We start from the raw sequence: 25483 nt of genomic DNA on the forward strand, positions 1-25483 counted from the left end.
TAATTCTATTCCTAAATCTCAATCTTTATGCCATAATAATATTTCTGACAAGAAGAAATATATAATGACAATTTGTCTTGTTTAGTTATTTATTCTTAATAAAAAAATGCCAACTTGTTACGGTTAGCATTTTGTATTCTAAAGTTTTAATATCTTATTTTTTAATAAATTTCATAGATTTTACGAAGTTACTATTGTCATAAGTTCTTACGAAATAAATTCCTGCTGATAATTCTTTAACATCGATCTTATCTGTTTCATTTTTGATTTTAGATTTCTTCACCAATTTTCCATCAACATTAAAAATCTCAACTTCATTTATTTTAACCAAAGGCGAAGCGATAGAAATATATTGAGTCGTTGGATTAGGGAAAACATTAATAACGTCAATTTTTTCGATATCATTAACTCCTAAAGTAGTACAAGCATTAGAATTAAGAAGGCTAGCTCTTGGACCTATCATTGTATTACGTGCAATTTTTTTCTGATCATTGGTGAAAAATGCCATTTGTGAATCATTAACATAATCCATGTAGTTCATAAACATCGCACCACTTTCTGTTTCTGCACAAGTAAATTGATTATCTGGAAATACGGGATTGTTACCTGCGAAATACGGCTGTTTAGTTGCCGGCGTATCTTCACAACCGTCATCATTAATTGATGTACCACATACTGTTGCATTGTTACTTTTACCCCAGATATGATTAAGTCCAAAGTAATGACCTATCTCGTGGGTAGCCGTTCTTCCTAAATTAAATGGAGGTCTAGCTGTCCCTATATCGCCAAAAGCAGTATATGTTATACATAATCCATCATCTGCTTGTCCTGCTTTTGCTGGTCCATAAGCCCATCCTAGCAAATTTTGATTTGTAAACGCACCCACCCAAATATTAAGATATTTGGTAGGATCCCACGCAGTAGAACCTGTTGCTCTATAATAATTAGTATCAAAATTAAAATTAGATGCTACGGATTTTCTAACAATCCCATTTGTAGATTCTCCCGTTGGACTTACTGTTGCTCTACAAAAAAGCAACTCTAAATCTGCCGCAAATGGCTTAAAAGCATCTGGCACAACACTCGAAAAGTCAGAATTTAATTTTCTAAAATCCCTATTTAATATCGCAATCTGAGAGTCAATTTGTGCTTCAGAAATATTTTGCGTGCTATTTTTATAAACAATGTGGACAACTACCGGAATTGTAATTACTGCTTTAGCAATCTTACTATTGCTCTTGTAATCATTAGTGTTCAAAAATTTCTGTAAATCTTCTGCTTGTGTTTTTTTCTCTGGATACTTTGCAAAATATTCTTCCATTTTTTGATCCGTGCCGCAAGTTCTTTGTGCATAGATATTAACATTGGTTAAAAGAAACCCTGATAAAAGTAATAAAATTTTTCTCATGTATTTTTTTTTTTTAAATTCAATATGTAAAGTTAGCAAATCTAACAACATAAAATCTATTTTACTATAAACCAAATCAAAATCAATAACTTTTCATTAAAAAATCAGCACATTAATATAAAATTTATAACATTTAAAATAGAATTGACACTCAAGAAACATTCTTTAGCATAGTAAAATTGTAGCTTACCAAACATTTTAAAATCCAATGAATTTTGCTAATTTTGATATCATCAAAAAAACAACAATGCCACAAGAATTTAACCCAAGAGATGTTACATGGCTCGGTTTTAATGCTAGAGTTTTACAAGAAGCCATGGACCCTACAGTTCCTATACATTTGAGAATCCGCTTTCTTGGTATATTTTCTAATAATTTAGACGAATTTTTCCGAGTGAGAGTTGCGGGACTCAAAAGAGCTATGGATTTCAAAACCAAAGTCTTGCAAGAGTCTTTTTATGAACCACCATCCAAGATTCTTCAAAAAATTAATAAAATCGTTATTAACCAACAAGAAGATTTTGATAAAACGTGGAAAGATGTCCAAAAAGAAATGGCTAAGCAAAATGTTTTTATCAAAGATCATAAAAGCCTTACGGACAAACAAAAGGATTTTGTCGTAAAATATTTTGATGAAGAAGTAGAGAGTAATGTCATCCCAATATTGCTTCATGACAATGTGCCAATGCCGTATATGCGAGAGAAGAGCCTTTTTATTGGTATCGCAATGCGTCGTAAAGAGTGGCAATATGAGAGTAATTATGCCATTATAGAAATACCGGTGACGACTAACGGGAGATTTGTCTTACTTCCTACAGAAGATAAGGATGAGAAAGATGTTATGCTTCTGGAAGATGTTATTATCTATAATCTACCACACATATTTTCTTATTTTGGGTATGATAGTTTTGAGGCTAATTGTTTTAAAGTAACTAAGGATGCTGAGTTTGACCTTGATAATGACATTAAGACAACGCTTGCTGATAAAATTGAAAAAGGGATCAAAAGCCGAAGAAAAGGAAAGCCTACTAGATTTGTCTTTGATAAAGAAATGGATAAAGCATTGCTAGAATTTCTGATTAAAAAATTAAATTTAACCAAAAAAGATAGCATTATTCCAGGGCAAAAAATTCATAATTTCAGGCATTTTATGGATTTTCCCAATGTCTTTAAAGGCTACGAAACTCCAGTTGAAAGAACTTCATTTACCCATCAAGCTTTTAATAATAAAGAACGTATCACGGATGTTATTATTAAGAAAGATGTTCTGCTAACCTTTCCGTATCATACATACACGCCGGTTATTGACTTGTTGCGTGAGTCTGCAATGGATCCTGATGTAAAATCTATTCAAATTACCGCCTATCGATTAGCAAGTAATTCTAAAATTATTAACACCTTAATTAATGCTGTGAGAAATGGCAAAGAGGTGACAATTATGCTAGAGTTACGTGCGCGCTTTGATGAAGAAGCTAATCTAGAATGGAAAGAAAAGTTAGAATTAGAAGGTGTTAAAGTATTGTTGGGGCTTCCTAATAAAAAAGTCCATGCTAAGCTTTGTGTAATAAAAAAACGTGTCAATAATAAAACCATCCAATATGGTTTTGTAAGTACCGGTAACTTCAACGAAAAAACAGCTAGGATATACGGTGATAATCTCATCATGACTTCTAACAGAAGTATAATGGCTGATATCAACAAGATCTTCAATGTTCTTAGAAAACCCAAAGTAGATCCAACACTTGCTCTAAAAGCCTGTAAAAGTTTGTTAGTATGTCCACAGAATATGCGCGAAAAAATTATTTGGCATATTGATAAAGAGATTCTAGAAGCTAAAGCTGGCAGAAAGGCAGAAATTATAGTGAAAATTAACTCGCTTAGTGATCGGTTATTGATTGCTAAATTGTATGATGCGGCAGAAGCTGGTGTTACAATTAAGATGATTGTCCGAGGTATTTTCTGTGCCGTTAATCAGAAATATTTTAAAAAACCTATTCATGGTATCAGTATCGTGGACGAATATCTTGAGCACTCTCGCATCATGTATTTCTACAATAAAGGTCAAGAAAACTTCTATATTTCTTCTGCCGATTGGATGACCAGAAATCTTGATTATCGTATAGAAGCAGCCGTACCTATCACGCAGAAAAATCTTAAAAAAGAACTGAAAGATATGTTAGAGATTCAACTTTCTGATAATGTTAAAGCGCGTATTCTAGATAAAAATATTAGAAATGAATATGTCAAAACCGATAGTAATACACCTATAAGATCTCAAATAGAAATTTATAATTACCTAAAAAATCTCTAGATTTACAATAAATTAAATTAATAAATGAACCTTGCAGCAATAGATATTGGCAGTAATGCCGCGCGACTTCTCATTAATAGTGTAGAAATTGTTAATGGCAAAGCCGAATTTACCAAACTCAATTTGTTAAGAATCCCGCTAAGATTAGGTATTGATGTTTTTACAAAAGGAACAATCGGTAAAGATCGCCAAGAGATGTTTCTTGGGAGCATGAAGATATTTTCTCAATTAATGGATATTTATAAAGTAGATCATTACAGAGCCTGTGCTACAAGCGCCATGAGAGATGCAAAAAACGGCAAAGAATTGATAGATCTTGCCAGGCAACAAGCCAATATTAATATCGAAATTATTTCTGGAGACGAAGAAGCAACTTTAATCTACGAAAATCACGTAGAAGAAATCTTAGACAAAAAAGCCTCATATCTTTATGTAGATGTTGGAGGAGGGTCTACAGAGTTGACTTTTTACGAAAACGGAAAAATGCTGTATGAGAAATCTTTTAATATCGGTACAATTAGACTGCTTAATAATCTTGTGACAGAAGATATGTGGTATGACATGAAGTCGGAGATCAAGAAAAATATAATTAGTAAAAATAATGTTGTTGCCATTGGATCTGGAGGGAATATCAATAAAATTTTCTCTCTTAGCAAGACTAAGGACGGAAAACCAATGTCTGCAATCATGCTTAAGAAATATTATAAAACCATGCAGCAACTTTCTGTGGCTGATAGAATGAGTCAATATCAATTGAGAGAAGATCGCGCTGATGTATTGGTTCCGGCTTTGCAGATATTCAATAATGTGATGAACTGGGCGGATATTAACCATGTCTATGTTCCTAAGATTTCTGTCGCCGATGGACTGATAAAGAGCATTTATCAAAATCTTCAAACCGAAAAAATTTAAATCAAATTAAAACTCCAATCATTGGAGTTTTTTTATGGAATCAATCCAACATCATACTTAACTTACATCAATGCAACAAGCTAATTATAGCCCTATTTTTGTATAAAATATTACAGATATGGAAATAGGAATAGGAATGTTCGGCGATTTAGCTTTTGATCAGAACACAGGGAAATATAGAAATGCAAGCACCAAATTAAATGAAATATTGGAGCAAGTAAAATTAATGGACGAAACAGGATTAGATGTTTTCGCAATGGGAGAGCATCACCGTGCAGATTATGCAGTGTCTTCGCCAGAAATTTTATTAGCTGCAGCAGCTAGTATTACAAAAAATATAAAATTAGTAAGTGGCGTTACCGTGCTTAGTTCTGCAGAACCCGTTAAAGTATATGAAGATTTTGCAACCATAGATCTTATTTCAAAAGGACGTGCAGAGATTGTAGTAGGACGTGGTAGCTTTATAGAGTCTTTCCCGTTGTACGGTTTTGATTTAGCAGATTATAGTCAACTTTTTGAAGAAAAACTGGATCTTCTTCTCAAAATAAATAACGAAGAAAATGTAAGTTGGAGCGGTATTCTTAGACGTCCTATGGAAAACCAAACGGTGTATCCTAGAGCTACTAATAATGGTAAATTACCGATTTGGATTGCTGTTGGAGGAACTCCAGAATCAGTATTAAGAGCAGCTAAGCTAGGGTTACCATTGATTGTTGCAATTATTGGAGGAATGCCAAAACAGTTTAAACCATTAATAGATTTTTACAAAGAAGAATATCTTAAAGCTGGTCATCCGGAAAGCGAAATGCAAATAGCCGTTCATTCTCATACTTTTGTGAGCGAAGATTCTAAAGTTATAGATGATTATTTCTGGGCTTATAAATCTCAAATGGACAGAATTGGAGCAAGTAGGGGATGGTCACCATATACCAAAATGCAATATGACGGCGGTAGAAGTTCTGATGGTGCATTATTTATAGGAAATGCAGATGAGGTAGCAGATAAAATTCTTAGAGTTAAAGAGGATTTTGGCTTAACGAGATTTTTAGGTCATATGGATATTGGAGATCCTGCTCATGATATCATGATGAAATCTATAGAGTTATTTGGTGGTAAAGTTGCAGCGCAGGTTAGATAAGGTTTATTTTGGTTTAAATTAAATCTAATCATTGAGACCGCAAGTCTTAGAACTTAATTACAGAAATACAAAAAAGCCTGAATGTCTAATTCAGGCTTTTTGTATTAAGAGAGATATTTACCAATTAATATTTAGATTTCATTATAACGACTATCCCTCTGAGTCATCTTTTTTAGACTGCTCATCTTTTTTAACGACTTTTACGGACTTAGTCTCGATGGTTTTAGTTTTTTCATCCTGGCCTTTAAGATAGGTTGGAAGATTAAGCCCAGCCATATTAAATAAGTCATTAAGTGGTGGAACGGTTTTCATCATGCCAGATACAAAGTTGGCTGTCGATGTATTACCATCTTGATTATTGCCACCATCCCAAACGGTAACTTTATCAATTTTAATATTCTTAACGGCTTCAACCTGAGTCTTAACCAATTCTGGTAATTTCTCAATCATCAATAACTGGAAGGCACTGTTAGTATCTCCACCAGCCGCTTTCACAATCTGATCATAACCTTCGGCTTGCTTAGTTAATATCTCGTAAAGACCTTTAGCTTCGGCTTCCATTTTAGCAAAAATAGCGTCTGCTTCACCTTTAGCCTGTAATCTAATTTTCTCAGCTTCTGCCTGCGCATCGATAATTGCTTTTTGCTTAGATATTTCTGCAGGAATAACGATGTTAGCTTGTTGTGTAGAACGTTCTCTTTCTGCTCTTGCGGCTTCTGCCTTTTGTTCAGCCAGATAAGATTCTTCTAAGGCACGTGCCGCTTGTACTTTCTCTGATGCCATTGCAACTTTAAGTGCTTCTGCTTCTCGTTGTCTACGTTCTGCATCAGAATTAGCAATAGTAATTTTAGCTTCGTTTTCCCCTTTTATCGCTAGTGAGTTGGCTTCTGATGTAGCAATACGAGCATCTCTTTGTGCTTCTGCTTTACCAATTGCTTCATCTTTACCAGCAGAGGCGATGCTTACTTCTCTATCTTTTTGGGTGATCGCAATTTTTACATCACGATCTCTTTGCGTTTCTGCAATCTGAGTATCTTTTTCTCTATCGGCAATGGCTTTACCCGTTTCCCCGATTTTAGTTTGTTCTGCTACGGAAATAATCGCTTCGTTGATTGCTTTGGCAGCAGCTTCTTTACCTAGAGCTTCGATATAACCAGACTCATCTCTAATGTCGGTTACGTTAACGTTAATTAGTTTTAGACCAATTTTCTTTAATTCGGTATCAACATTTTTAGAAATATTATCTAGAAACTTATCTCTGTCAGAATTGATTTCTTCAATGGTCATCGTTGCAATTACCAAACGTAACTGCCCAAATAGGATATCCTTAGACAATTCTTGGATTTGCTCTGGTGCCAATCCTAATAATCTTTCAGCGGCATTTCCCATAGAATCTGGTTCTGTAGAAATAGCGATTGTAAATCGACAAGGTACATCCACACGGATATTTTGTCTAGAAAGGGCATTGGTTAAGTTGGCTTCGATAGAAATTGGCTTAAGGTCTAAGTATGCAAAATCTTGGATTACCGGCCATACAAAAGCACCGCCACCGTGGATACACTTAGCAGAAGTCCCGCCTGTCTTACCATAAATTACTAAAATCTTGTCCGATGGACAACGTTTGTAGCGCGATATTAGCGCCATAAAAGTTACAAATAGTACAAAAACGAGTACTACAATAAGGATAAAAGTTCCATTAACTCCGTCAATCATTATATAGTTTATTTTAAATTTTTTCTACGATTAATATTTGGTTGTCAACTTTGATGACTTTAACTACTGATCCAGAAGCGATAAAATCGGTTTCGGAGATTGCCAAAAGCTCATGGTTAGAACCATTTAAAGAAATTAAAATCTTGCCTTTTCCGGATTTTAGTTCGGGAATATTAAGATAAACTTCACCAGTTCTTCCGATGAGTTTGTTAATGTCAAAAGTATTGTCTTCTGAGAGTTTTAGAATTTGTTTAATAATAACAAAATATAGAAGTACGAATACAAGACCTACCAAGCCAGCAACTAAAACTAATATTGTTTTATTAGAAATTGCTTGGAAAAATGCAACACCTGCCCAACCAAATCCTAATAAGAAATTAATAAGATTCCGGAATGAAAATAATTGAAAGGGTGCGTCTGCATGATCTAGATTACCATCAAAATCAGCATTAATACCATCTGAAGCATCGCTTCCTATGAGTGTTAAAATGGTCTGAACAACAAAGATTAAAGTGGAAGCTATAGATGTCCACCAGAAGGCTTGTTGCAGAGAATCCATTCCTTGTAAAAAATCTAACATAGTATTATAAGAATTTCTTAAAAATAATGATTTTTTAGCAAAATAAAAAGCTTTTTCCGATATTAATTTTAATTCATAAAAAAAACCACAGTTAATGTGGTTTTATATATTATAATTCTTTTCTCAATCGGGCAACCGCAATATTAAGTTGCTCGCGATATTTTGCAATCGTCCTGCGGGCGATATTATAACCCTTTTCTTTAAGCAAATTAACTAATGCATCATCCGTCAGTGGTTTTCTTTTGTCTTCGTTATTAACAACTTCTTGTAGGTAGTTTTTAATCTCTTTGGTGGAGACTTCTTCACCGTCATCGTTAGTAAGACTGTCTGAGAATAAGCTTTTTAGGTAAACAATTCCGTTAGGCGTATCTGCGTATTTACTTTTTACAACTCTGGAAATTGTAGAAATGTCAAAGCCTGTAATATCCGCAACATCCTTAAGAATCATTGGTTTGATATATTTATCATCACCTGTTAGAAAATATTCTTTTTGAAGCTTTACAATGGCAGAAATAGTCTGAAGTAAAGTGTTTTGACGTTGATTAATAGCGTCAATATACCATTTGGCAGCATCTAATTTTTGTTTGATAAACAAAGCGGCTTGCTTGTGTTCTGATGAGTTTTTATCGTGAGAATAGGTAGAAAGAATGTCTTTGTATTCATCAGAAACTCTAAGACTAGGTGCATTCTTACTATTAAGCATTGGGATTACTTGGTTATCCTTAATCTGAATTGTAAAATCCGGAATAATCTCTTGATTAATGGTAATGGTCTGCGTGTCAAAATTTCCGCCAACTTTAGGAGAAAGCTTAGAGATGACTTCTAAAGCGGATTTCAGATCTTCTTCTTCAATGTCATATTTCTGAATGATCTTATTGTAATGCTTATTGCTAAGGGCGTCAAATTGATTTCTCAAAATATTGGCAGCCAAAGATACACTGTGGTCAGCACTAATTTTTTTCTCAATTTGAAGCAATAGGCATTCTCTAAGATCACGCGCGCCCACACCTGGCGGATCTAACTTCTGAACATAGTTTTCTAAAATATCTTGTACTTTTTCTAAGGTAGTATAGATCCCTTGAGAAAAAGCTAAATCATCAACAATGGCTTTTGTTTCTCGTCTAAGATAGCCATCATTATCAAGGTTTCCTATGATATATTCTGCAATAGCAAGATCTTCATCCTCTATGTTAACGAGTCTGATTTGTTCTAATAAATAGTCGTATAAACTTTGTCCTTCTGTTAATAAAGATTGATTATCGAACTCCTCATCGTCAGCAGAGTAGTTGCTAGAAGCTGTTTTGTAAGCAGGCTCATCGTCGTAAAGATACTCGTCCACATCAAAATCAGTATCAATGCTCTCTGTGCCTTCATCTTCAAAAGGCTCATCTAGGCTAGAGTAGTCGTCTTCTGCATTATCATCTGTCGCTTTTTCTAACGCGGGATTTTCTTCTAATTCTCTCTCTAGCTCTTCCTCAAATTCTAAAGTATGAAGTTGGATTAACTTCATCAACTGTATTTGTTGAGGTGCTAATTTTTGACCGAGTTTAAGTTGTAAATTTTGTTTTAACATTCTGTATGGACATTAGAAATTGATATCTCTTGTCTACGAAATTAAACAAATTATTTGAGACAGTATTACTTTTTGCACGATTTTTGTATTCAAATAAAAATATAATTATTCATTTTCTTTATTTTCTACATATTATTGCTTTATTTTTACATTATTAATAATTAGTTTTGAGAAAACAATTTTAATAAATGTTACATAAGAAAATCTCTTACAATAACGAGCTCTATTTTTGGCTAGCTTTATCAATTGCTTATGTTGTTGCATTTGTTAATGGTGCAAGGTTACCAACTTTGTGGAGTATTAATTATTATCTACCCAGCTTTTTTGACGGTATTTTTAGACGATCATTAGCAGGAAGTATTTTGTCTTTTTTAGGAGATTATAAATACCATTATTGGACAATTGCGACGATACAGATATTATTATTATCATTTTTAAATTATATTATTGTCCGCCGTATTAAGGATCAAAAAATTTTAAGATGGTTCTTTGTCTTGTTTTTGTTGGCACCAACGGGAGGATTTATGTTTCATATTGTTGGCTATATCGACTATGTTTTGTACTTGGTATTATTTTTATCTATTTCTTTGAAAAATAAATGGATCGCTAATAGCATCATTATATTAAGCTTGTTTTTCCACGAAATGGCTTTGCTGACAATAATTCCGCTTTACCTTGCTTATAGAATTTACCAAAAAGAAGACCTGAAAAAAGTTATCGGCTTTGGCTTGTTTTCCTTATTGACGTTCTTAATTATCTCTGTATTTATTAAAGTAGTTCCTGCAGAAACTGTAGCAAGTTTTGTTGCAAAACTACAGCAGAAAGGAGATTTTAATATAAGATATGATTATTACGAACTTTTCGGGATTACATATTATAAAATCTGGTACACCAAGGAATATCTTTTTCAAGTTTTACTAATAAGCCCTATCTATATAGTTTGTTATTTATTACAAACTAAAAATATTATTTTAAAGGATAAATTCTCACAATTAATAGTATGCTCGATTTCTATATTCGCCTGTGTTGCGCCGTTACTATTGGGACTTTCTGGCTATGATATTAATAGATGGGTATTCTTGAGTATTCTTAATTCTATGTTTATACTAAGTCTTTTTCCAACCCAAATTTACCAATACCAAAAGATCCTTTTTGCGGTTATGATTTTGTATATCTCGATTGGTTATTTGCATTATTTTGATAAGAAACATCCACGACTACAAAATATTGATGATATAGAAATCTTTTTGCCAGATCTAAAAGATTCTCTCTTTAACAAACCCAAAAAATATTAATAAAAAAGCCTCTAGATTTTCTCTAAAGGCTTTATATTTTTTCTGAATTAAATCAAATTAAAACTCTGCATTTTTTGGCGTTCTTGGGAAAGGAATTACATCTCTAATATTGGTCATCCCAGAGATGAAAAGAACTAATCTTTCTAAGCCTAACCCGAATCCTGCATGCGGCACAGACCCGAATTTTCTAGTGTCCATATACCACCATAGTTCTTCTTCTTCTACGTGCATATCTGCCATTTTGCTTCTAAGAACATCGATTCTTTCTTCTCGTTGTGATCCTCCAATAATCTCACCAATCCCAGGGAACAAGACGTCCATCGCTGCAACGGTCTTATTGTCTTCGTTCATTCTCATATAGAAAGCCTTGATTTCTTTAGGGTAATCGAATAATACCACTGGACTTTCGAAGTGTTTTTCTACCAAAAATCTTTCGTGCTCTGATTGTAGATCTGCTCCCCAAGCTTCTATCGGATATTGGAATTTTCCTTTTTTATTCTCTTTAGAGTTTAATAAAATATCAATTGCTTCTGTATAAGAAACTCTCTTGAAACGCTTTGCAACAACATTTTGCAATTTCTCAATAAGTCCTTCTTTAGCTCTTTCTTTCTCTGGTTTCGTTTTTTGTTCTTCTTCAAAACGTTTATCCAAAAATTCTAAATCATCTTTGCAGTTATCCAATGCATACTGAATAACGTATTTTAAGAAATCTTCCGCCAAGTCAATATTGTCTTCCAAGTTATTGAAAGCAACTTCTGGCTCAATCATCCAAAACTCCGCCAAGTGACGCGTCGTATTAGAATTCTCAGCACGGAAGGTTGGTCCAAAAGTATAGATTCTACCTAATCCCATTGCTGCAGTTTCTCCTTCTAGCTGTCCAGAAACTGTAAGATTGGTCTTTCTTCCAAAGAAATCTTGTGCGTAATCTATATCGCCAGCTTCATCTCTAGGGATGTTGTTAAGATCAAAATTTGTAACGCCAAACATTTCGCCAGCACCTTCCGCATCTGCACCAGTAACAATTGGCGTGTTGATGTAGAAAAATTGATTTTGATTAAAATATTGATGTATAGCAAAACTTATGGCATGACGCACTCTGAAAACGGCTCCAAACAAATTGGTTCTGAATCTCAAATGTGCCTGCTCACGTAACTTTTCTAAGCTGTGTTTTTTTGGCTGAAGAATAGTAGACTGCAACTCCTCAAAAAAGTTATCACCAAGAATAGTAATCTTTTTAGCAATAATTTCAATGTTTTGTCCAGCACCTTGGCTTTCTACAACTTCACCAGTAATCTTAAGAGAAGACGCGGTGTTAATTTTTTTAATAGTGTCTTCGTCAAATTTTTCAAAATCAACTACAACCTGAAGGTTATTAATGGTTGATCCGTCATTAAGCGCGATAAATCTGTTAGAACGAAATGCTCTAACCCAACCATAGACAGTCACATCGTGATGTATAACTTTTTTGTAATCTGTTAAAAGATTTTTGATAGTTTGCTTCTTCATTATTAAAAATTAATGTTCGCAAAGTTATGAAAATTATCTAGGCTTTAAATCATTAACTATTGAAGTAAATGCTCTTTTTAATGGATTTTCCTTGTCTTATTCTCCATGCATGATAACAACTTGGCACATCATGCTGCCATTTTGGTAAAATTAAAGCAATTAGTATTACATCTAAGTGTGATATAAATCCCAAAATAATGCATAAATAAAATGCAAAGCCAGCGTGCTGAAATCCTATAATAGCTGTAAAAGCCATTAATAAACTCAATCCCCACATTTTTGATAAGAAAGCATGGGTACAAGTTTCTTTGCCAAATTTTATAAGACTAATGAGATAACATAACGCTTCCATGATAAATATTAGAGAAATACTTTTCCAATGTTTCTGAATAATGCTAGGGCTTAGAAAATAACTTGCAAATCCAATCGACAACCAAAAAACTAAATCAGTCTGACTATCGAGTCTTCTTAATTGTTCTGATGAAACGCCAACTTTGCGCGCAATAATTCCGTCAAAAATATCCGTTAATAATCCAAAATACATTAAGATTACAATCGCCATTCTTGATGTTTCTCCCACAAAATAGCCTAAATACAGAATGGCAATTGCTGATAAAAATCTTAATAAAATCAAGAGATAAGGTAGTTTTTTCATTTGAATAAGATTTAAAGTTTTATAGAAATTGTTGCCTCTGCCGAAATAACATTAAAGCTATTAGGCACTTTGGTTTTGTACCACAATCGATAAGGCGTAAAACTTGTTTTGGCACCAATCCCAATATTTCCGATCCATATTCTCAAACCTTGTCCAAATTGTAAAGACGAAATAGATTCTGCGTCAATAACTATCTGAGTTGTATTTGGATTTTCAGGTTTTCTAATTGGATCATCTGGAATTCCTGTGCCATCAAAAAACATTGTATTAAGTGTTAACTCGCTCACCCATTCTATTTTTTGATTTTTTATGGCAAGTTCTTTCACTAATCTTGCTCCAAGATTCATAATATAGCCTTTAGAGTCTATCTGGTAATATTCTCCTCTTTTTCCATAATCGAAATTATAAATCGCTGCTCCGGCTTTTAAATTACCTCCAAGCTCTAATCTCACATCGGTTTCCATTGGATATCGATACCAAAACCCAAAAGCAAATACAGGATTGCGCTTAGATATCTTCGCCGAATGATCTGAAACAACACCTAATTCGAAAATAATTTTATAATCCTTATTAACGTCACTTTGTGCATTAACAAGGACAATGCTAAAAAATAAAAACAGTAATCTCATGATTTAAAAATTTATAATTGGCAGTGTTCGTTTTGCATTCTTATTCCAAAATCCAATTTGGAAGTTTCTGCCTTTAGTATTTTTATTAATCAATCCGATTTGGATACCTTTCATATTTTCGGATTGATTGACGATTCCCAACTGAAGTCCTTTGAAATCATTGATGTCATTAAGTGCGGAAATTGAAACCCCTCTTCCTTTTTTTGCTGAGTTTCCAAAACAAGAAAAATAAAAACCATTCAAGTTTTCTACATAAGTTCCGAAGAACGTAAAGGATATACCATTCATTTTTCTTCCATAATTGTAAATAGATAAATTGAGTCCGTTATGGCTCGTGTTTTTCAAAAACCCTGCTGTAGATAGATTAAATCCATTTACAATGGAAGTTTCTACGTTTTCTGACCTGTCAGGTTTGTAAAAGCAAATCCAAATTATTCCCAATGGATTAACTTCAACATTAAATCCGTTTACAATTTTAGGATTTATGATTTTTTGATTAGGCATAGATTCATAAACCTCATCTAACCCCAATCCTATTGCTAGACCATTTACTTTGTCTATTTTTTTTGAAAGTGGCGTAAAAGCAATGAAGCGTGTTTCATTTTTTTCAATTTGAATAGAATCTTGCCCGAATAGTATCACGCTAAAAAAAATTGAGAGTAATAATAATTTCGTTTTCATAATATTTGATTTTAATGTTGGGTCAAAATTATTTCTGAAACCAAAATTTCTCAATGCGGAAAAGAATTAATATTTTTTCTACATTTGTGAAAATCGCAAAAGATGTATCAAGACCTTTTATTGAAACAGATCCGGAGCAAGATTGGCGATAAATCCCTAAATGACGAAATCGCTAACATTCTCCATATTAGCTATGACGCGGCTCACCGAAGAACCTCGTTAAAAGCCAAATTCAGTATCGAAGAAGCCGTGGAATTGGCTAAATATTATCAGATTTCTTTAGATCAATTTCTAGGGACAGAAAATCAATTGGTGGTGCAACGTACGCAACCAGTAAAGTCAGCAGATGACTTACAATCTTATTTTGATAACTCGTTGAAGATCTTAAGTGCATTTCAAAATACAGAAAATTCTAAAGTTTATTATTCTGCCAAGGACATTCCGTTTTTCTACACAATTGGACAAACCGAACTTTCTAGGTTTAAGTTTTATGTCTGGATGAATCTTCTTAATCAAGATAAATTTCTGAGTCCTTTCAGTGATTTTAGATTAGATTATCACAGTCCAAAAAATGAATTGTTACAAGATATTTACAAACACCAAAAAATAACAGAAATCTGGAACGAGACCACAATAACGAGCCTTCTGATGCAGATTTCTTTTTATTATGAAATTGGTATGCTAAAAAACACAGAAGCTTCATTAATTTTAGACGAAGTCGTCATTGTTTTTAACAATCTAGAAGAGCGATTGGCTAATGACAGCAATTATGAAATCTACGTTAACGATTTGGTGATTCTTAACAATAGTATTTTGTTCGATAATGACCAGCAATCCTCATTATTTATCCCTTACAGCATGTTTGGTTACATGATGACCAGTGACAAAGCGACTTGTAGCGATGCAGTAAGTTATTTTGAACATCAGATTAAAAACTCAAAATCCTTAAAACAATCTGGTAATAGAGACAGAAAACTGTTTTTCAATAAAATTTATAAACAGATAGAAAGTTTAAAACAAAAACTGTAATATGAATACACTTCGTAATGGTGAGTTTTTTGGGCAAACTAATGATAAAATTAACATCGATGGATTAACCATAACGGATACAGAGTACACACATCCTTACGTCGATTGGCATTATCACGAAAATCCTTATTTTACATTTTTACTCCAGGGGAATATGCAGGAAGGTAACAAAAAAGAAATCTATGATTGCTCCGCTGGGACTTTACTATATCATCATTGGCAAGATGCTCATTATAACATAAAGCCGGATATTTTTACGCGAGGCTTTCATATTGAAATGACAGAAAAATGGTTTGATAACTTCCAGATAAAAAAAGATTGTATCGAAGGAAGTTTTAATATTAAAAATCCGGCTTTCAAATTATTGTTTTATCAGATTTTTAAAGAATCAAAATTAAATAAAATTTCTTTCGAAGCAAATGTTAATCAACTTTTATTAGATCTTTTTAGTCAATTAATTCATTCCAAAAATACTTCTCATCAAAAACCAATTTGGGTTAATCAAGTCGACGAAATCCTTCACGAAAGCTTTACAGAGAAGCTTAATTTAACCGATATTTCCAAAATACTCAACATCCATCCAATACACTTGAGTAGAGATTTTAAAAAGTACTTCAACTGTAATTTGGGAGAATATGTCAGAAAATTAAAAGTGGAAAAATCATTGATTTTACTGAATACAAATGACCCACTTTCTGATGTTGCTTTAGAGTGTGGTTTTGCAGATCAAAGTCATTTTAATAGCTGTTTCAAAGAAAATATAGGAATGACACCTTTAAAGTACAGAAACATCCTGAAAAAATAGCGATTATCTTTTATTTTCCGCCTAATTTATCATTCAGAGCGAAACAAAGTGAAGCGTAGAATCTAAAACATACTTTTTTAGTGTGAAAAATCATGATGTTAATTTCATTCTATTTTTATTGACAATTAGAGTTTAATTTTGTCCTATAAAATTTACAATGAAATCAATTTTTATATTTCTATTACTACTTGTTTTTGGTTTTTCATCAAGCCAAACCAAGAATATTATCGATCCTGAAAAAATCGAAAACCCTATCCAGAACAATCATTTAAACAAAATTATGTTTTTAGACAAAGTTGTTTCTTTGGCAGATTTAAAAGAATCTGATTTTCTTAATACGATATCTTTTCAGGAAGATAAAGATTTCGATATTCGGGTTTTTATGGATAATTCTTTAGTCAATTACCTTCATCAATTGGATAATTCTTTAAGTGCTGACGAGTTGCTCAAAAAAGGAAATTATCAATTCAATTTCTATGTTGATGGAACATTGCTTTACACCGAAAATCTAAATTCTGGCGCTGGAAAAATCGAGGATAAAAAGACTAAAACCAACTTTAGAATTCCTTTTCTTAGTAAAAAAAATGAAGACTCTTGGGGGAAATACCTTTGGATGCGATTCTATTTTGCAAATGGCGGAATGGATGCTCTTGAAACAGGAAATCATACTTTGAAAGTTGAAATAAAACCATATCTAAAAACCTCAACCCTAAAAGTTGGAAACGTAATTGCATCGGGAGAAATCCAATTAATTGTTCCCAAAAATAATATTTCTGAGGAACAAATTGCAGTTCAAAAAATCAAACCAAATAGCGGATGGAAAGTTTCAGATGAAAAAATAAATCCAGAAAAAATCAGACTTCTCAATCAAAAAATTGCTGAAAATAGATTTCGAGAAATTACGGGAATTGTTGTGATTAAAAATGATAAACTTTTACTAGAAGAATATTTTAATGGTTATAATAGAGATAGCCTAAACGATACGCGTTCTGTCGGGAAATCTTTTGCTTCAACTTTAATGGGAATTGCGATTAAAGATGGTTATATCAAAAATGAAAATCAAACGTTGAACAGTTTCTATAATCTGAAACACTTCAGCAATTATTCATCAAAAAAAGACAGCGTGACAATCAAAAGCTTGCTGACAATGAGTTCTTCTTTTGACGGAAATGATGAAGATTATGACTCTGCTGGCAATGAGGAAAATATGTATCCAACGGGCAATTGGGTGAAATTCACATTAGATCTGCCAATGACCGAAAACAAAATTGGAAAAACTTGGCATTATTTTACTGCTGGCGTTGTGGTAACGGGAGATATTTTAGACAAATCTGTTCCTATTGGTTTAAAGAATTATGCGGATAAAAAACTATTTCAACCACTTGGGATTACGAATTATGAATGGCAATTCACCCCTCAAGAAAAACCGTCCTTAGCTGGTGGGTTACGAATGAACGCCTTGGATTTTGCTAAATTTGGGCAGCTTTATAAAAACAACGGCGTTTGGAATAGGAAAAGAATTCTTGCTAAACGTTGGATTCAGAAATCATTTACCAATTATTTTGCAGATAACAAAGAATCAGAAGGTTACGGATTTTTATTCTGGCGAAAAGCTTACAAAGTAGGAGAAAAAACCTTTGAGTCTTACCAATCCAGCGGAAACGGTGGCAATAAAATTATTATTTTTAAAGAAATCCCTGTTGTAATAGTCATTACGGCGAAAGCCTATAACAAGCCTTATTCGCACTCGCAAGCTGATAAAATAGTTAAGGAATATCTATTACCTTGGATATTGGGCGAGTAGTTTTTACTCGTCTTTTTTAGATGGAATTAAGAATACATCCATTAGACCTTCTGGTAGTTGCATCGTGATATATTTCTCATCACGATTTACTTCTAAGATCCAATCTTTAATCATTGGGATTACCACGTCTTTATCCGCAAATTTTAGGTGGAAATAATGTTGCGCGGTATTGTCATTAACAGAAGCAATAACGCCGCAAGATTTCCCATCTTCTTCTCGGATCTCGAATCCAATAATTTCGTGATAATAAAATTGTTTACCAGAAAGTTTTGGTAATGTAGAAAGTGGCAAATAAACATCTCTACCAATAACCTGATCGGCTAATGCTTCGGTAGAATTTTTGAACAGAATAATCAGAGCATCAGACTTGCTCCAAGATGATTTTTCTATAAAAAAAGGAACCAATAATCCGTTGACTTCAACGAATATTGATTCCAATTTATTATAAAGCTCAGGCTGATCTGTATCCAACTTAAGGATAACATTGCCCGCAAGACCGTGTTTACGCGTAATTTTTCCTAAAAAATAGCAATCTTCTTTACGCATAATAGTTCTTGTATTAAGCTTCAGTATTTTCTTCAGTAGTAGCTTCTCCTTCAGCAGCTGGAGCATCAGCAACAACTTCTTCTGCAGGTGCATTAGCAGCAGCCTCAGCAGCTTTTGCGTCAGCCTCAGCTTGAGCAACAGCAGCTAATCTAGCTTCGTTAACTTTTTGTTCAGCTTCTAAAGCAGCTTTTTTAGCATCAGATTTAGCTTTTGACAAACCATCTACTTTACCTTGAACTTTAGAATCTTTTGCTTCTACCCAAGCGTTGAATTTCTTCTCAGCTTCAGCTTGATCAAAAGCACCTTTAGCAACACCACCTTGTAAGTGTTTTTTGTAAAGAGCACCTTTGTAAGACAATAATGCTTTTGCAGTATCAGTAGGCTGAGCACCTTTGTTTAACCATGCTACAGCAGAATCTACGTTAAGTTCTATCGTTGCAGGGTTAGTAATTGGATTGTAAGTACCGATTTTCTCGATAAATTTACCATCTCTTCTAGCTCTAGCATCTGCAACAACAATGTGGAAGAAAGGTTTCCCTTTGCTACCGTGTCTTTGTAATCTAATTTTTACTGACATATTATTTTAATTTTTTGGGAACACGTCCCGATTGAATATTTTAAGTTCGCAAAGATAAGAAATTTTTCCAATTTAATAATATATTAAAGAAAATTAATCTCATCTAAAATATTTTATTAATCTAAACTTCCCATGTAAAATAAGCCCAAACATTGTTGGTTAGATTCGATTTTTAAAGAATCTTGAAGGTGATTAACTAATTTTGGTGAGCTCCAATAACATCCGATCCTGTTAGCTGTACACGTCAAATACATATTTTGTACCGCCATAGATGTTGCGGCAATCTCTTCCCAATCTGGCACTAGTCCACTATACTCAACGACGATGGATATAATAATGTTAGTTTTAGAAACTTTAAAACCAATGTCATCATATTTTTTTTGTAAAAATTGATGCTCTGGAGTTGTGGATTTATATATAAATTGTAGCTCTTGTCCAAGTTTTAGTTTGTCATCGCCACGAAAAACTTTAAAGCGCCAAGGCTTAGTTCTCTTATGATTAGGCGCTAGGACTGCTGCTTCCAAAATGTCATTTAAAATATGTTCTGGGATATCGAGATCAGAATAATCTTTAGGAGAGATACTTCTGCGTTCTTCTATAATACGTTTTAAAGTTTTTGCGTTTTCCATTTAACAAAAATACAATTCATTTAATAAATTAAGCGCTAAGAAATTACAAAACTTCTATAATTTTCTGATGAATTTTATTGAGGACAAATTCGTCATTAGCCTTCAGTCCTTTCATTTTTTGCGCCATAGGGCTTTCTTCGGAAATGGCATAAAAACGATCACCTTGATAAAAAAACTCACCAATAGAAACCGAAATGTAAAATCTAGCCTTATTGGTAATCACCAAAGAACCACGTTGTACAACAGTCGCCTCAGAGTTAACAACTCTTGCCATATCATTACGTTGCGCAAAAAGAACGGAAAGTTGTTTATGTAATTGATAGATTTCTTCTTGCGAATCTTCTCTTATACTATCATATTTTGGTGTTTTCTTGATATCGCGACTTGCCTCAATCGTGAATTGAATAAACTTTTCTAAGGTTGCTATTTTGTCTGATAAAATCTGTCTCACATGATTTCTAATATCACTTTTCACGTAACCAATCTTCTCCATAATTATAAATGTCAAACTAATATAAGTTTTTTTGACATAAAAATCGATGGCGTTATGTAAATTAATTATTCAAAAAAAAAATAATATTTTAGCAAAAAAAAATCTATGTTTAAAAATTTATTTTCATACGAAGGTCGCATCAGAAGGACAGAATATGGGGTATCATACCTTATTTATTTAATCATTTTAGCACCTCTTAATCTTATTACCAGAACAAGCCAATCCAGTGCTACATCGTTAATTTTTCTAATCATCTGGCTTCCTCTTGTTTATATTTTAATTTGTCAAGGCGCAAAACGATGCCATGATAGAGGAAACAGTGGTTGGTATCAATTGATCCCATTTTATGGTCTTTGGATGTTATTTGGCAACAGCGATTTTGGACCAAATGAATATGGACCAAATCCTAAAGGAGAAGGAAATAAAGATCCTCTTTCAGAAATTGGCAAAAGAGATTATTAAGAATTTAAAGCATTGTTTTTTTACAATGCTTTTTTTATTCAAACCCCCATATTGTTTAATAAATTAAAACCGCAATTTTGTCACAATTTTCTGCCTAGGCATTATCTTTGAGGTTCTACAAAACACTTATAATAATAAAACGAACAATGAATATATTAACCCAGACTTTTAATACTGCACATAATACTGCGCCTTTTGACCAAATTAAAAACGAAGATTATCTTCCTGCGTTTAAAGAATTAATAGAACAATCTGAAAAAGAAATTAATGATATTCTCAATAACTCAGAAGCAGCAACTTTCGAAAATACCATTGAAGCTTTAGCCTATTCAGGAGAAAAACTAGATGTGGTTTCTAATATATTTTTTAACTTAAATTCGGCAGAAACAAGCGACGAAATCCAACAATTAGCCCAAGAAATATCACCTTTATTAACAGAATTTTCTTCTAAAATTTCTCAGAATGAAGCCTTGTTTTCTAGAATTAAAACTGTTTTTGACGAGAAAGAAAAATACAATCTTAATGAAGAACAACTTATGCTTCTTAACGAAACTTACAAGGGTTTTGTGAGAAGTGGTGCGCTTCTAAACGATGATGACAAGAAGACATTAGAGAAAATCAATATGGATTTATCTTTAAAATCACTTCAATTTGGACAAAATGCGCTGGCTTCTACCAATGCGTATTTCAAACATATTATTAACAAAGAAGATTTGGCGGGAATTCCAGAAGCGATTTTAGATCAATTTGCGGAAGAAGCTAAAGAAAGAAACCTCGACGGCTGGGTTATCACCTTGCAATACCCGAGTTTTGTTCCGTTTATGACTTACGCAGAAAATCGGGAATTGAGAAAAGAATTAGCTTTGGCAAATGGTAAAAAATCCTTTGACGGTGGCGAATTTGATAATCAAAATCTCATTAAAGAAATTGTTAATCTAAAACAATCAAAAGCAGAACTCTTAGGTTATAAGACTTATGCCGATTATGTTTTAGAGGAAAGAATGGCAAAGTCACCAAGCAAAGTTTTAGACTTCCTGAATGAACTTTTAGTTAAAGCAAAACCTTATGCAGAGAAAGAAATAGCAGAACTAAAAACGCTCGCAAAAGCAGATGGTATTGATGAAATGCAAAGTTATGATCATACTTTCTATGCAGAAAAATTACGTAAGGCAAAATACGATTTCAATGATGAAGAGTTGAAGCCTTATTTTCCATTAAATCAAGTGCAAGAAGCCGTTTTCGGATTGGCAAAAAGCTTGTTTGGTTTAGAATTTAAAGAAGTTAAAAACATCTCAAAATACCACGAAGAAGTTCAGACTTACGAAGTGACAGAAAATGGCAATTTCAAAGCTATTCTTTACACCGATTATTTCCCAAGAAAAGGCAAAAGAGCGGGCGCATGGATGACAAGTTATAAAAATCAATACATCAAAAACGGTGAAAATTCTCGTCCACATATTTCGATTGTTTGTAATTTTAGCAAACCTGCGAAAGACACACCGAGTTTATTAACGTTTCAGGAAGTGACGACGTTGTTCCATGAGTTTGGGCACGCTTTACACGGCATGCTCGCCAACACGCAATATTCTAACTTATCCGGAACGTCGGTTAAATGGGACTTTGTAGAATTACCGTCTCAGTTTTTAGAAAATTTCTGTTATGAACCTGAGTTTCTAAAAACTTTTGCAAAACATTATCTAACTGGCGAAACATTGCCAGACGAAAAAATTGAAAAAATTGAGCAATCCAAAAACTTTATGGAAGGTTATCAGACGATGCGTCAGCTAGGATTCGGGATTTTGGACATGAATTATCATACAAAAGTTGCCGAGTTAGCTCATAAAAGTATTAAAGCTTTTGAAGTAGAAAAAACTGAAGATACTAATCTTTATCCGTCCAACCCAGAAACTGCGATGAGTCCTACGTTTTCGCATATTTTCCAAGGTGGATATTCGGCGGGATATTATTCTTATAAGTGGGCAGAAGTTTTGGATGCTGATGCTTTTGCTTACTTCAAAGAAAACGGAATTTTCAATCCAGAAATTGCGGCTAAATATAAGGTGCTCTTGTCTTCTGGCGGAACGAAAGATCCAATGGAATTGTATGAAAATTTCCGCGGTAGCGAACCAAAAATTGAAAGTTTATTGAAAAGAGCTTTTGGATAAAATTCCCATCTTTCTGAGGGGTGGAGAAAATTTGAAGAATTTTTGACGGGGTGTTACATTATTTAATATAAAAACATTAAGTCTATACTCCTTAATTTAAAAAAATACAAAAACGTTGTTGGATTTAATTCCAATAGCGTTTTTTTTATACTTTTATTGTAACAAAACAGCAACTCTAATTGTCCTTAGATAAAGATTTATTAAATGAAGAAAATTTTGTTTCTAAGCAGTGTTTTTATTTCTGCAATTTATTTTGCTCAAAGTATTGAAGGGCAAATTGTTAATGGTCAACAAAAAACAATTTCAGATTTAGAAATATCGCTCACCAAAGATAATGACAAATCTTTTTCTATCTCAGACGCTAACGGAAATTTTAAAATCAATGCTAAAGAAAACGGAGAATATCTTTTGCAGGTTTTCCAAGACGGAAATAGTGTTTTTTCTGAGAAGATCAACTTAATTGGAAACCTTAAAAAGAATATTAATATTTCCCCGATTAAAGAAACCGAAGTTGAAGGCGTTACCGTTGTCGGCAAGAAAAAATTGATTGAAAGAAAAGTTGACCGTTTGGTTTTTAATATAGAAAATTCTGTTGCTGCTCAAGGATTAGATGTTGTAGAGGCGCTTGGAAAAACACCTATGTTGAGGACCACAGACAAGGCGATTTCTATTGCTGGCAAAAGCAATGTTGCGGTGATGGTTAACGAGAGAATCCTTAATCTCTCTGGCGAAGATCTTATTAATTATCTTAAAACTCTTCGCTCTGACGATATTTCTAAAATTGAAGTCATCACAACACCGCCTGCAAAATATGAAGCGGAAGGAAAAAGTGGACTGATTAATATTATTTTAAAGAAAAACAAAAATCTGGGTTGGAACGCCACTTTACAATCCTCTGGAAACTACTATTACAACAGACCAATTACTGGGACAAGAAACGGCGTCACTTTTAATTACCAAGGCGAAAAATTGTCCGTCTCAAGCGGCTTATCAATGAGCGAAAATTTTTGGATGCAAAATTCTAAAAATTATAACCTCGACAATGACGGCAATAATTATTGGAAAACAGATTCTGAATGGTTCAACAATTTTAAAAACAAAAGCGGCAATATAAAGGCTGAATACAAAATCAACGACAAAAATACTATTGGGATTAACTATAATTATTCTACCAATAATAATAATGAAAAGGCAGAAAACTCTACTTCAATTTTAGACGAAAATGGAAGCAGACAATTTGCATCTAATGGCGATAATCTGAACCGAAGAAATATCCATAATGCTAATGTTTTTTATGATCTAAAACTAGATTCTACAGACGGAAAATTAAGTTTCTCCGGAAATCTAATGATGAATAATTCTAACGCCAATAATTATTACAATACAATTCAGACTACTACTGCTTCTACATTTGTTAATCCAGTTGTACATTACAAAATCTATTCTGGACAAGCAGATTTAGAAAAAACTTTCTTCAAAATAAAAACAGAATCTGGATTGAAGTACACCAAAATTCAAAATAATTCGGAACTTAACTTTTTTGATTTGTTAGATAAAGAACAAGTTAGAAATTTATCGAAAAGCAATGTTTTTTTATATAACGAAGAAAATTATGCAGCTTACGTTTCTACGAATTTTAAAATCAATGAACATTGGGATGCAAAAGCTGGCGTGCGTTATGAATTGACAAAACTAAACGGATTTTCTGAAACCGAAAACGACTACTCACAAAACCGTTACGGGAAGTTCTTTCCCACGGCTTATGTTACTTATAAACCTTCAGAAGATCATACTTTTTCTGCCAATTATTCTAAGAGAATCAGCCGTCCGTCTTTTGGAAATCTTAATCCTTTCAAATATTATACGTCAGAATTTGAGTACAACACAGGAAATCCATACCTAAGACCGAGTATTACGGATGAGATTGAGCTGGCTTATGTCTTGAAAAATAACTTTAATGTAACGGCGTATTACAATTATAATAGTGATGATTATGACCGAATCCAAATGATGAGCAATGGTATAAAATATAGCACCGTTCTCAATTTTTATAATGAAAACCAATTAGGTGTTAATTTGAGCTACAATCTTACTCAATATAAATGGCTAGAATCTAATATTTTTGTGAATGGATTTTATTCTAAATCTAAGTCTTTTATTAAAGAGTCAATTCAAGAAATGTCAGGTTATGGTGCAAATTTTAACTTGGATAATAGTATTTTTTTGAACAAAGAAAAAACATTTACGCTCTTACTTGGCTTTTGGAGTGACATTCCTAATAGGATTGGAAATACTTATTTTAGCGGTAATTTTTCTGCTTATTCTGGTTTGAAACTCAGTTTAATGGAGAAAAAACTTTTGATTAATCTTAATGTAAATGATCTTCTAAATACTGAGCGTTCTAAAGGAACGGAATATTATCCCAACTTTTATTCTGAATATTATTACAAAGGTAAGACAAGAAGCGTGAACCTTTCTCTCACTTATAAATTTGGAAATAATAATGTAAAAGGCGCGACAAAAGAAGTGAATTTTGAAGAGAAAAAAAGAGCTGGCGGAAATTAAGATTAGC

The 25483-nt window shown here is 33.2% G+C and carries 22 protein-coding genes; 10 read left to right on the plus strand and 12 right to left on the minus strand.

The features are described 5' to 3' along the window. Nucleotides 1-154: 154 nt before the first annotated feature. A complete protein-coding gene (locus ACQQ6V_RS13135) occupies nt 155-1408 on the minus strand; it encodes a T9SS type A sorting domain-containing protein (RefSeq protein WP_448845961.1) in 1254 nt (417 codons plus the stop codon). 247 nt (nt 1409-1655) lie between these two features. Between ACQQ6V_RS13135 and ppk1 the strand changes: the two genes are divergently transcribed. From ppk1 to ACQQ6V_RS13150, 3 genes are all read left to right on the plus strand, one after another. Beyond that, complete coding sequence (gene ppk1 / locus ACQQ6V_RS13140) at nt 1656-3719, plus strand: polyphosphate kinase 1 (protein WP_448846209.1); 2064 nt, start codon at nt 1656-1658, stop codon at nt 3717-3719. A 24-nt stretch (nt 3720-3743) separates the two neighbouring features. Continuing rightward, nucleotides 3744-4631: a Ppx/GppA phosphatase family protein gene (locus tag ACQQ6V_RS13145; RefSeq protein WP_448845962.1), complete on the plus strand. Its 888-nt coding sequence runs from the start codon at nt 3744-3746 to the stop codon at nt 4629-4631. A 118-nt stretch (nt 4632-4749) separates the two neighbouring features. After that, entirely contained in the window at nt 4750-5769 is a 1020-nt protein-coding gene (locus ACQQ6V_RS13150; RefSeq protein WP_448845963.1) for an LLM class flavin-dependent oxidoreductase, read from the plus strand. Between the two features lie 150 nt (nt 5770-5919). Here ACQQ6V_RS13150 and ACQQ6V_RS13155 read toward each other — a convergent pair whose 3' ends face one another. From ACQQ6V_RS13155 to rpoN, 3 genes are all read right to left on the minus strand, one after another. Further along, a complete protein-coding gene (locus tag ACQQ6V_RS13155; protein WP_448845964.1) occupies nt 5920-7482 on the minus strand; it encodes a flotillin family protein in 1563 nt (520 codons plus the stop codon). A 13-nt stretch (nt 7483-7495) separates the two neighbouring features. Next, entirely contained in the window at nt 7496-8062 is a 567-nt protein-coding gene (locus tag ACQQ6V_RS13160; RefSeq protein ID WP_448845965.1) for a serine protease, read from the minus strand. Nucleotides 8063-8171: 109 nt separating this feature from the next. Continuing rightward, nucleotides 8172-9635 carry an RNA polymerase factor sigma-54 gene (rpoN, locus tag ACQQ6V_RS13165; RefSeq protein WP_448845966.1) on the minus strand — a complete coding sequence of 488 codons (1464 nt, stop codon included), beginning with the start codon at nt 9633-9635 and terminating at the stop codon, nt 8172-8174. A gap of 188 nt (nt 9636-9823) precedes the next feature. Between rpoN and ACQQ6V_RS13170 the strand changes: the two genes are divergently transcribed. Further along, nucleotides 9824-10930: a hypothetical protein gene (locus ACQQ6V_RS13170; RefSeq protein ID WP_448845967.1), complete on the plus strand. Its 1107-nt coding sequence runs from the start codon at nt 9824-9826 to the stop codon at nt 10928-10930. A 57-nt stretch (nt 10931-10987) separates the two neighbouring features. On the opposite strand, the gene asnS is transcribed toward ACQQ6V_RS13170, so the two are convergent. The 4 genes from asnS to ACQQ6V_RS13190 are packed head-to-tail and all read right to left on the minus strand — an operon-like array spanning nt 10988 to nt 14401. Continuing rightward, the gene (asnS, locus tag ACQQ6V_RS13175; protein ID WP_448845968.1) at nt 10988-12436 is read right to left on the minus strand and encodes an asparagine--tRNA ligase; all 1449 of its coding nucleotides are present in this window, start codon (nt 12434-12436) and stop codon (nt 10988-10990) included. A gap of 52 nt (nt 12437-12488) precedes the next feature. Further along, a complete protein-coding gene (locus ACQQ6V_RS13180) occupies nt 12489-13091 on the minus strand; it encodes a CDP-alcohol phosphatidyltransferase family protein (RefSeq protein ID WP_448845969.1) in 603 nt (200 codons plus the stop codon). A gap of 11 nt (nt 13092-13102) precedes the next feature. Then, nucleotides 13103-13720 (minus strand): hypothetical protein, encoded by a 618-nt coding sequence (locus ACQQ6V_RS13185; RefSeq protein WP_448845970.1) that lies wholly within the window; start codon nt 13718-13720, stop codon nt 13103-13105. Nucleotides 13721-13723: 3 nt separating this feature from the next. After that, a complete protein-coding gene (locus ACQQ6V_RS13190) occupies nt 13724-14401 on the minus strand; it encodes an LA_2272 family surface repeat-containing protein (RefSeq protein ID WP_448845971.1) in 678 nt (225 codons plus the stop codon). A gap of 102 nt (nt 14402-14503) precedes the next feature. On the opposite strand from ACQQ6V_RS13190, the gene ACQQ6V_RS13195 reads away from it, so the two are divergent. The 3 genes from ACQQ6V_RS13195 to ACQQ6V_RS13205 all read left to right on the plus strand — a co-directional run bounded on the left by ACQQ6V_RS13195 (nt 14504) and on the right by ACQQ6V_RS13205 (nt 18039). Beyond that, a complete protein-coding gene (locus ACQQ6V_RS13195; RefSeq protein WP_448845972.1) occupies nt 14504-15430 on the plus strand; it encodes a helix-turn-helix domain-containing protein in 927 nt (308 codons plus the stop codon). Between the two features lies 1 nt (nt 15431). Further along, nucleotides 15432-16235: a helix-turn-helix domain-containing protein gene (locus ACQQ6V_RS13200; RefSeq protein WP_448845973.1), complete on the plus strand. Its 804-nt coding sequence runs from the start codon at nt 15432-15434 to the stop codon at nt 16233-16235. Nucleotides 16236-16392: 157 nt separating this feature from the next. Then, on the plus strand, nt 16393-18039 hold the full coding sequence (locus ACQQ6V_RS13205) for a serine hydrolase domain-containing protein (protein ID WP_448845974.1): 1647 nt from the start codon (nt 16393-16395) through the stop codon (nt 18037-18039). A gap of 3 nt (nt 18040-18042) precedes the next feature. Here ACQQ6V_RS13205 and rimM read toward each other — a convergent pair whose 3' ends face one another. The 4 genes from rimM to ACQQ6V_RS13225 form a co-directional block, all read right to left on the minus strand. Continuing rightward, a complete protein-coding gene (rimM, locus tag ACQQ6V_RS13210) occupies nt 18043-18585 on the minus strand; it encodes a ribosome maturation factor RimM (protein ID WP_448846210.1) in 543 nt (180 codons plus the stop codon). A gap of 13 nt (nt 18586-18598) precedes the next feature. Next, on the minus strand, nt 18599-19162 hold the full coding sequence (locus tag ACQQ6V_RS13215) for a 30S ribosomal protein S16 (RefSeq protein WP_448845975.1): 564 nt from the start codon (nt 19160-19162) through the stop codon (nt 18599-18601). Nucleotides 19163-19278: 116 nt separating this feature from the next. Continuing rightward, nucleotides 19279-19791 (minus strand): nitroreductase family protein, encoded by a 513-nt coding sequence (locus tag ACQQ6V_RS13220; protein ID WP_448845976.1) that lies wholly within the window; start codon nt 19789-19791, stop codon nt 19279-19281. Between the two features lie 43 nt (nt 19792-19834). Beyond that, on the minus strand, nt 19835-20284 hold the full coding sequence (locus tag ACQQ6V_RS13225) for a hypothetical protein (protein ID WP_448845977.1): 450 nt from the start codon (nt 20282-20284) through the stop codon (nt 19835-19837). Between the two features lie 105 nt (nt 20285-20389). On the opposite strand from ACQQ6V_RS13225, the gene ACQQ6V_RS13230 reads away from it, so the two are divergent. From ACQQ6V_RS13230 to ACQQ6V_RS13240, 3 genes are all read left to right on the plus strand, one after another. Continuing rightward, nucleotides 20390-20746: a DUF805 domain-containing protein gene (locus ACQQ6V_RS13230; protein ID WP_448845978.1), complete on the plus strand. Its 357-nt coding sequence runs from the start codon at nt 20390-20392 to the stop codon at nt 20744-20746. A gap of 146 nt (nt 20747-20892) precedes the next feature. After that, entirely contained in the window at nt 20893-22911 is a 2019-nt protein-coding gene (locus tag ACQQ6V_RS13235) for a M3 family metallopeptidase (protein ID WP_448845979.1), read from the plus strand. 204 nt (nt 22912-23115) lie between these two features. After that, on the plus strand, nt 23116-25476 hold the full coding sequence (locus ACQQ6V_RS13240) for a TonB-dependent receptor domain-containing protein (RefSeq protein WP_448845980.1): 2361 nt from the start codon (nt 23116-23118) through the stop codon (nt 25474-25476). Nucleotides 25477-25483 lie beyond the last annotated feature (7 nt).

Source organism: Chryseobacterium electrogenes, from assembly GCF_053553015.1.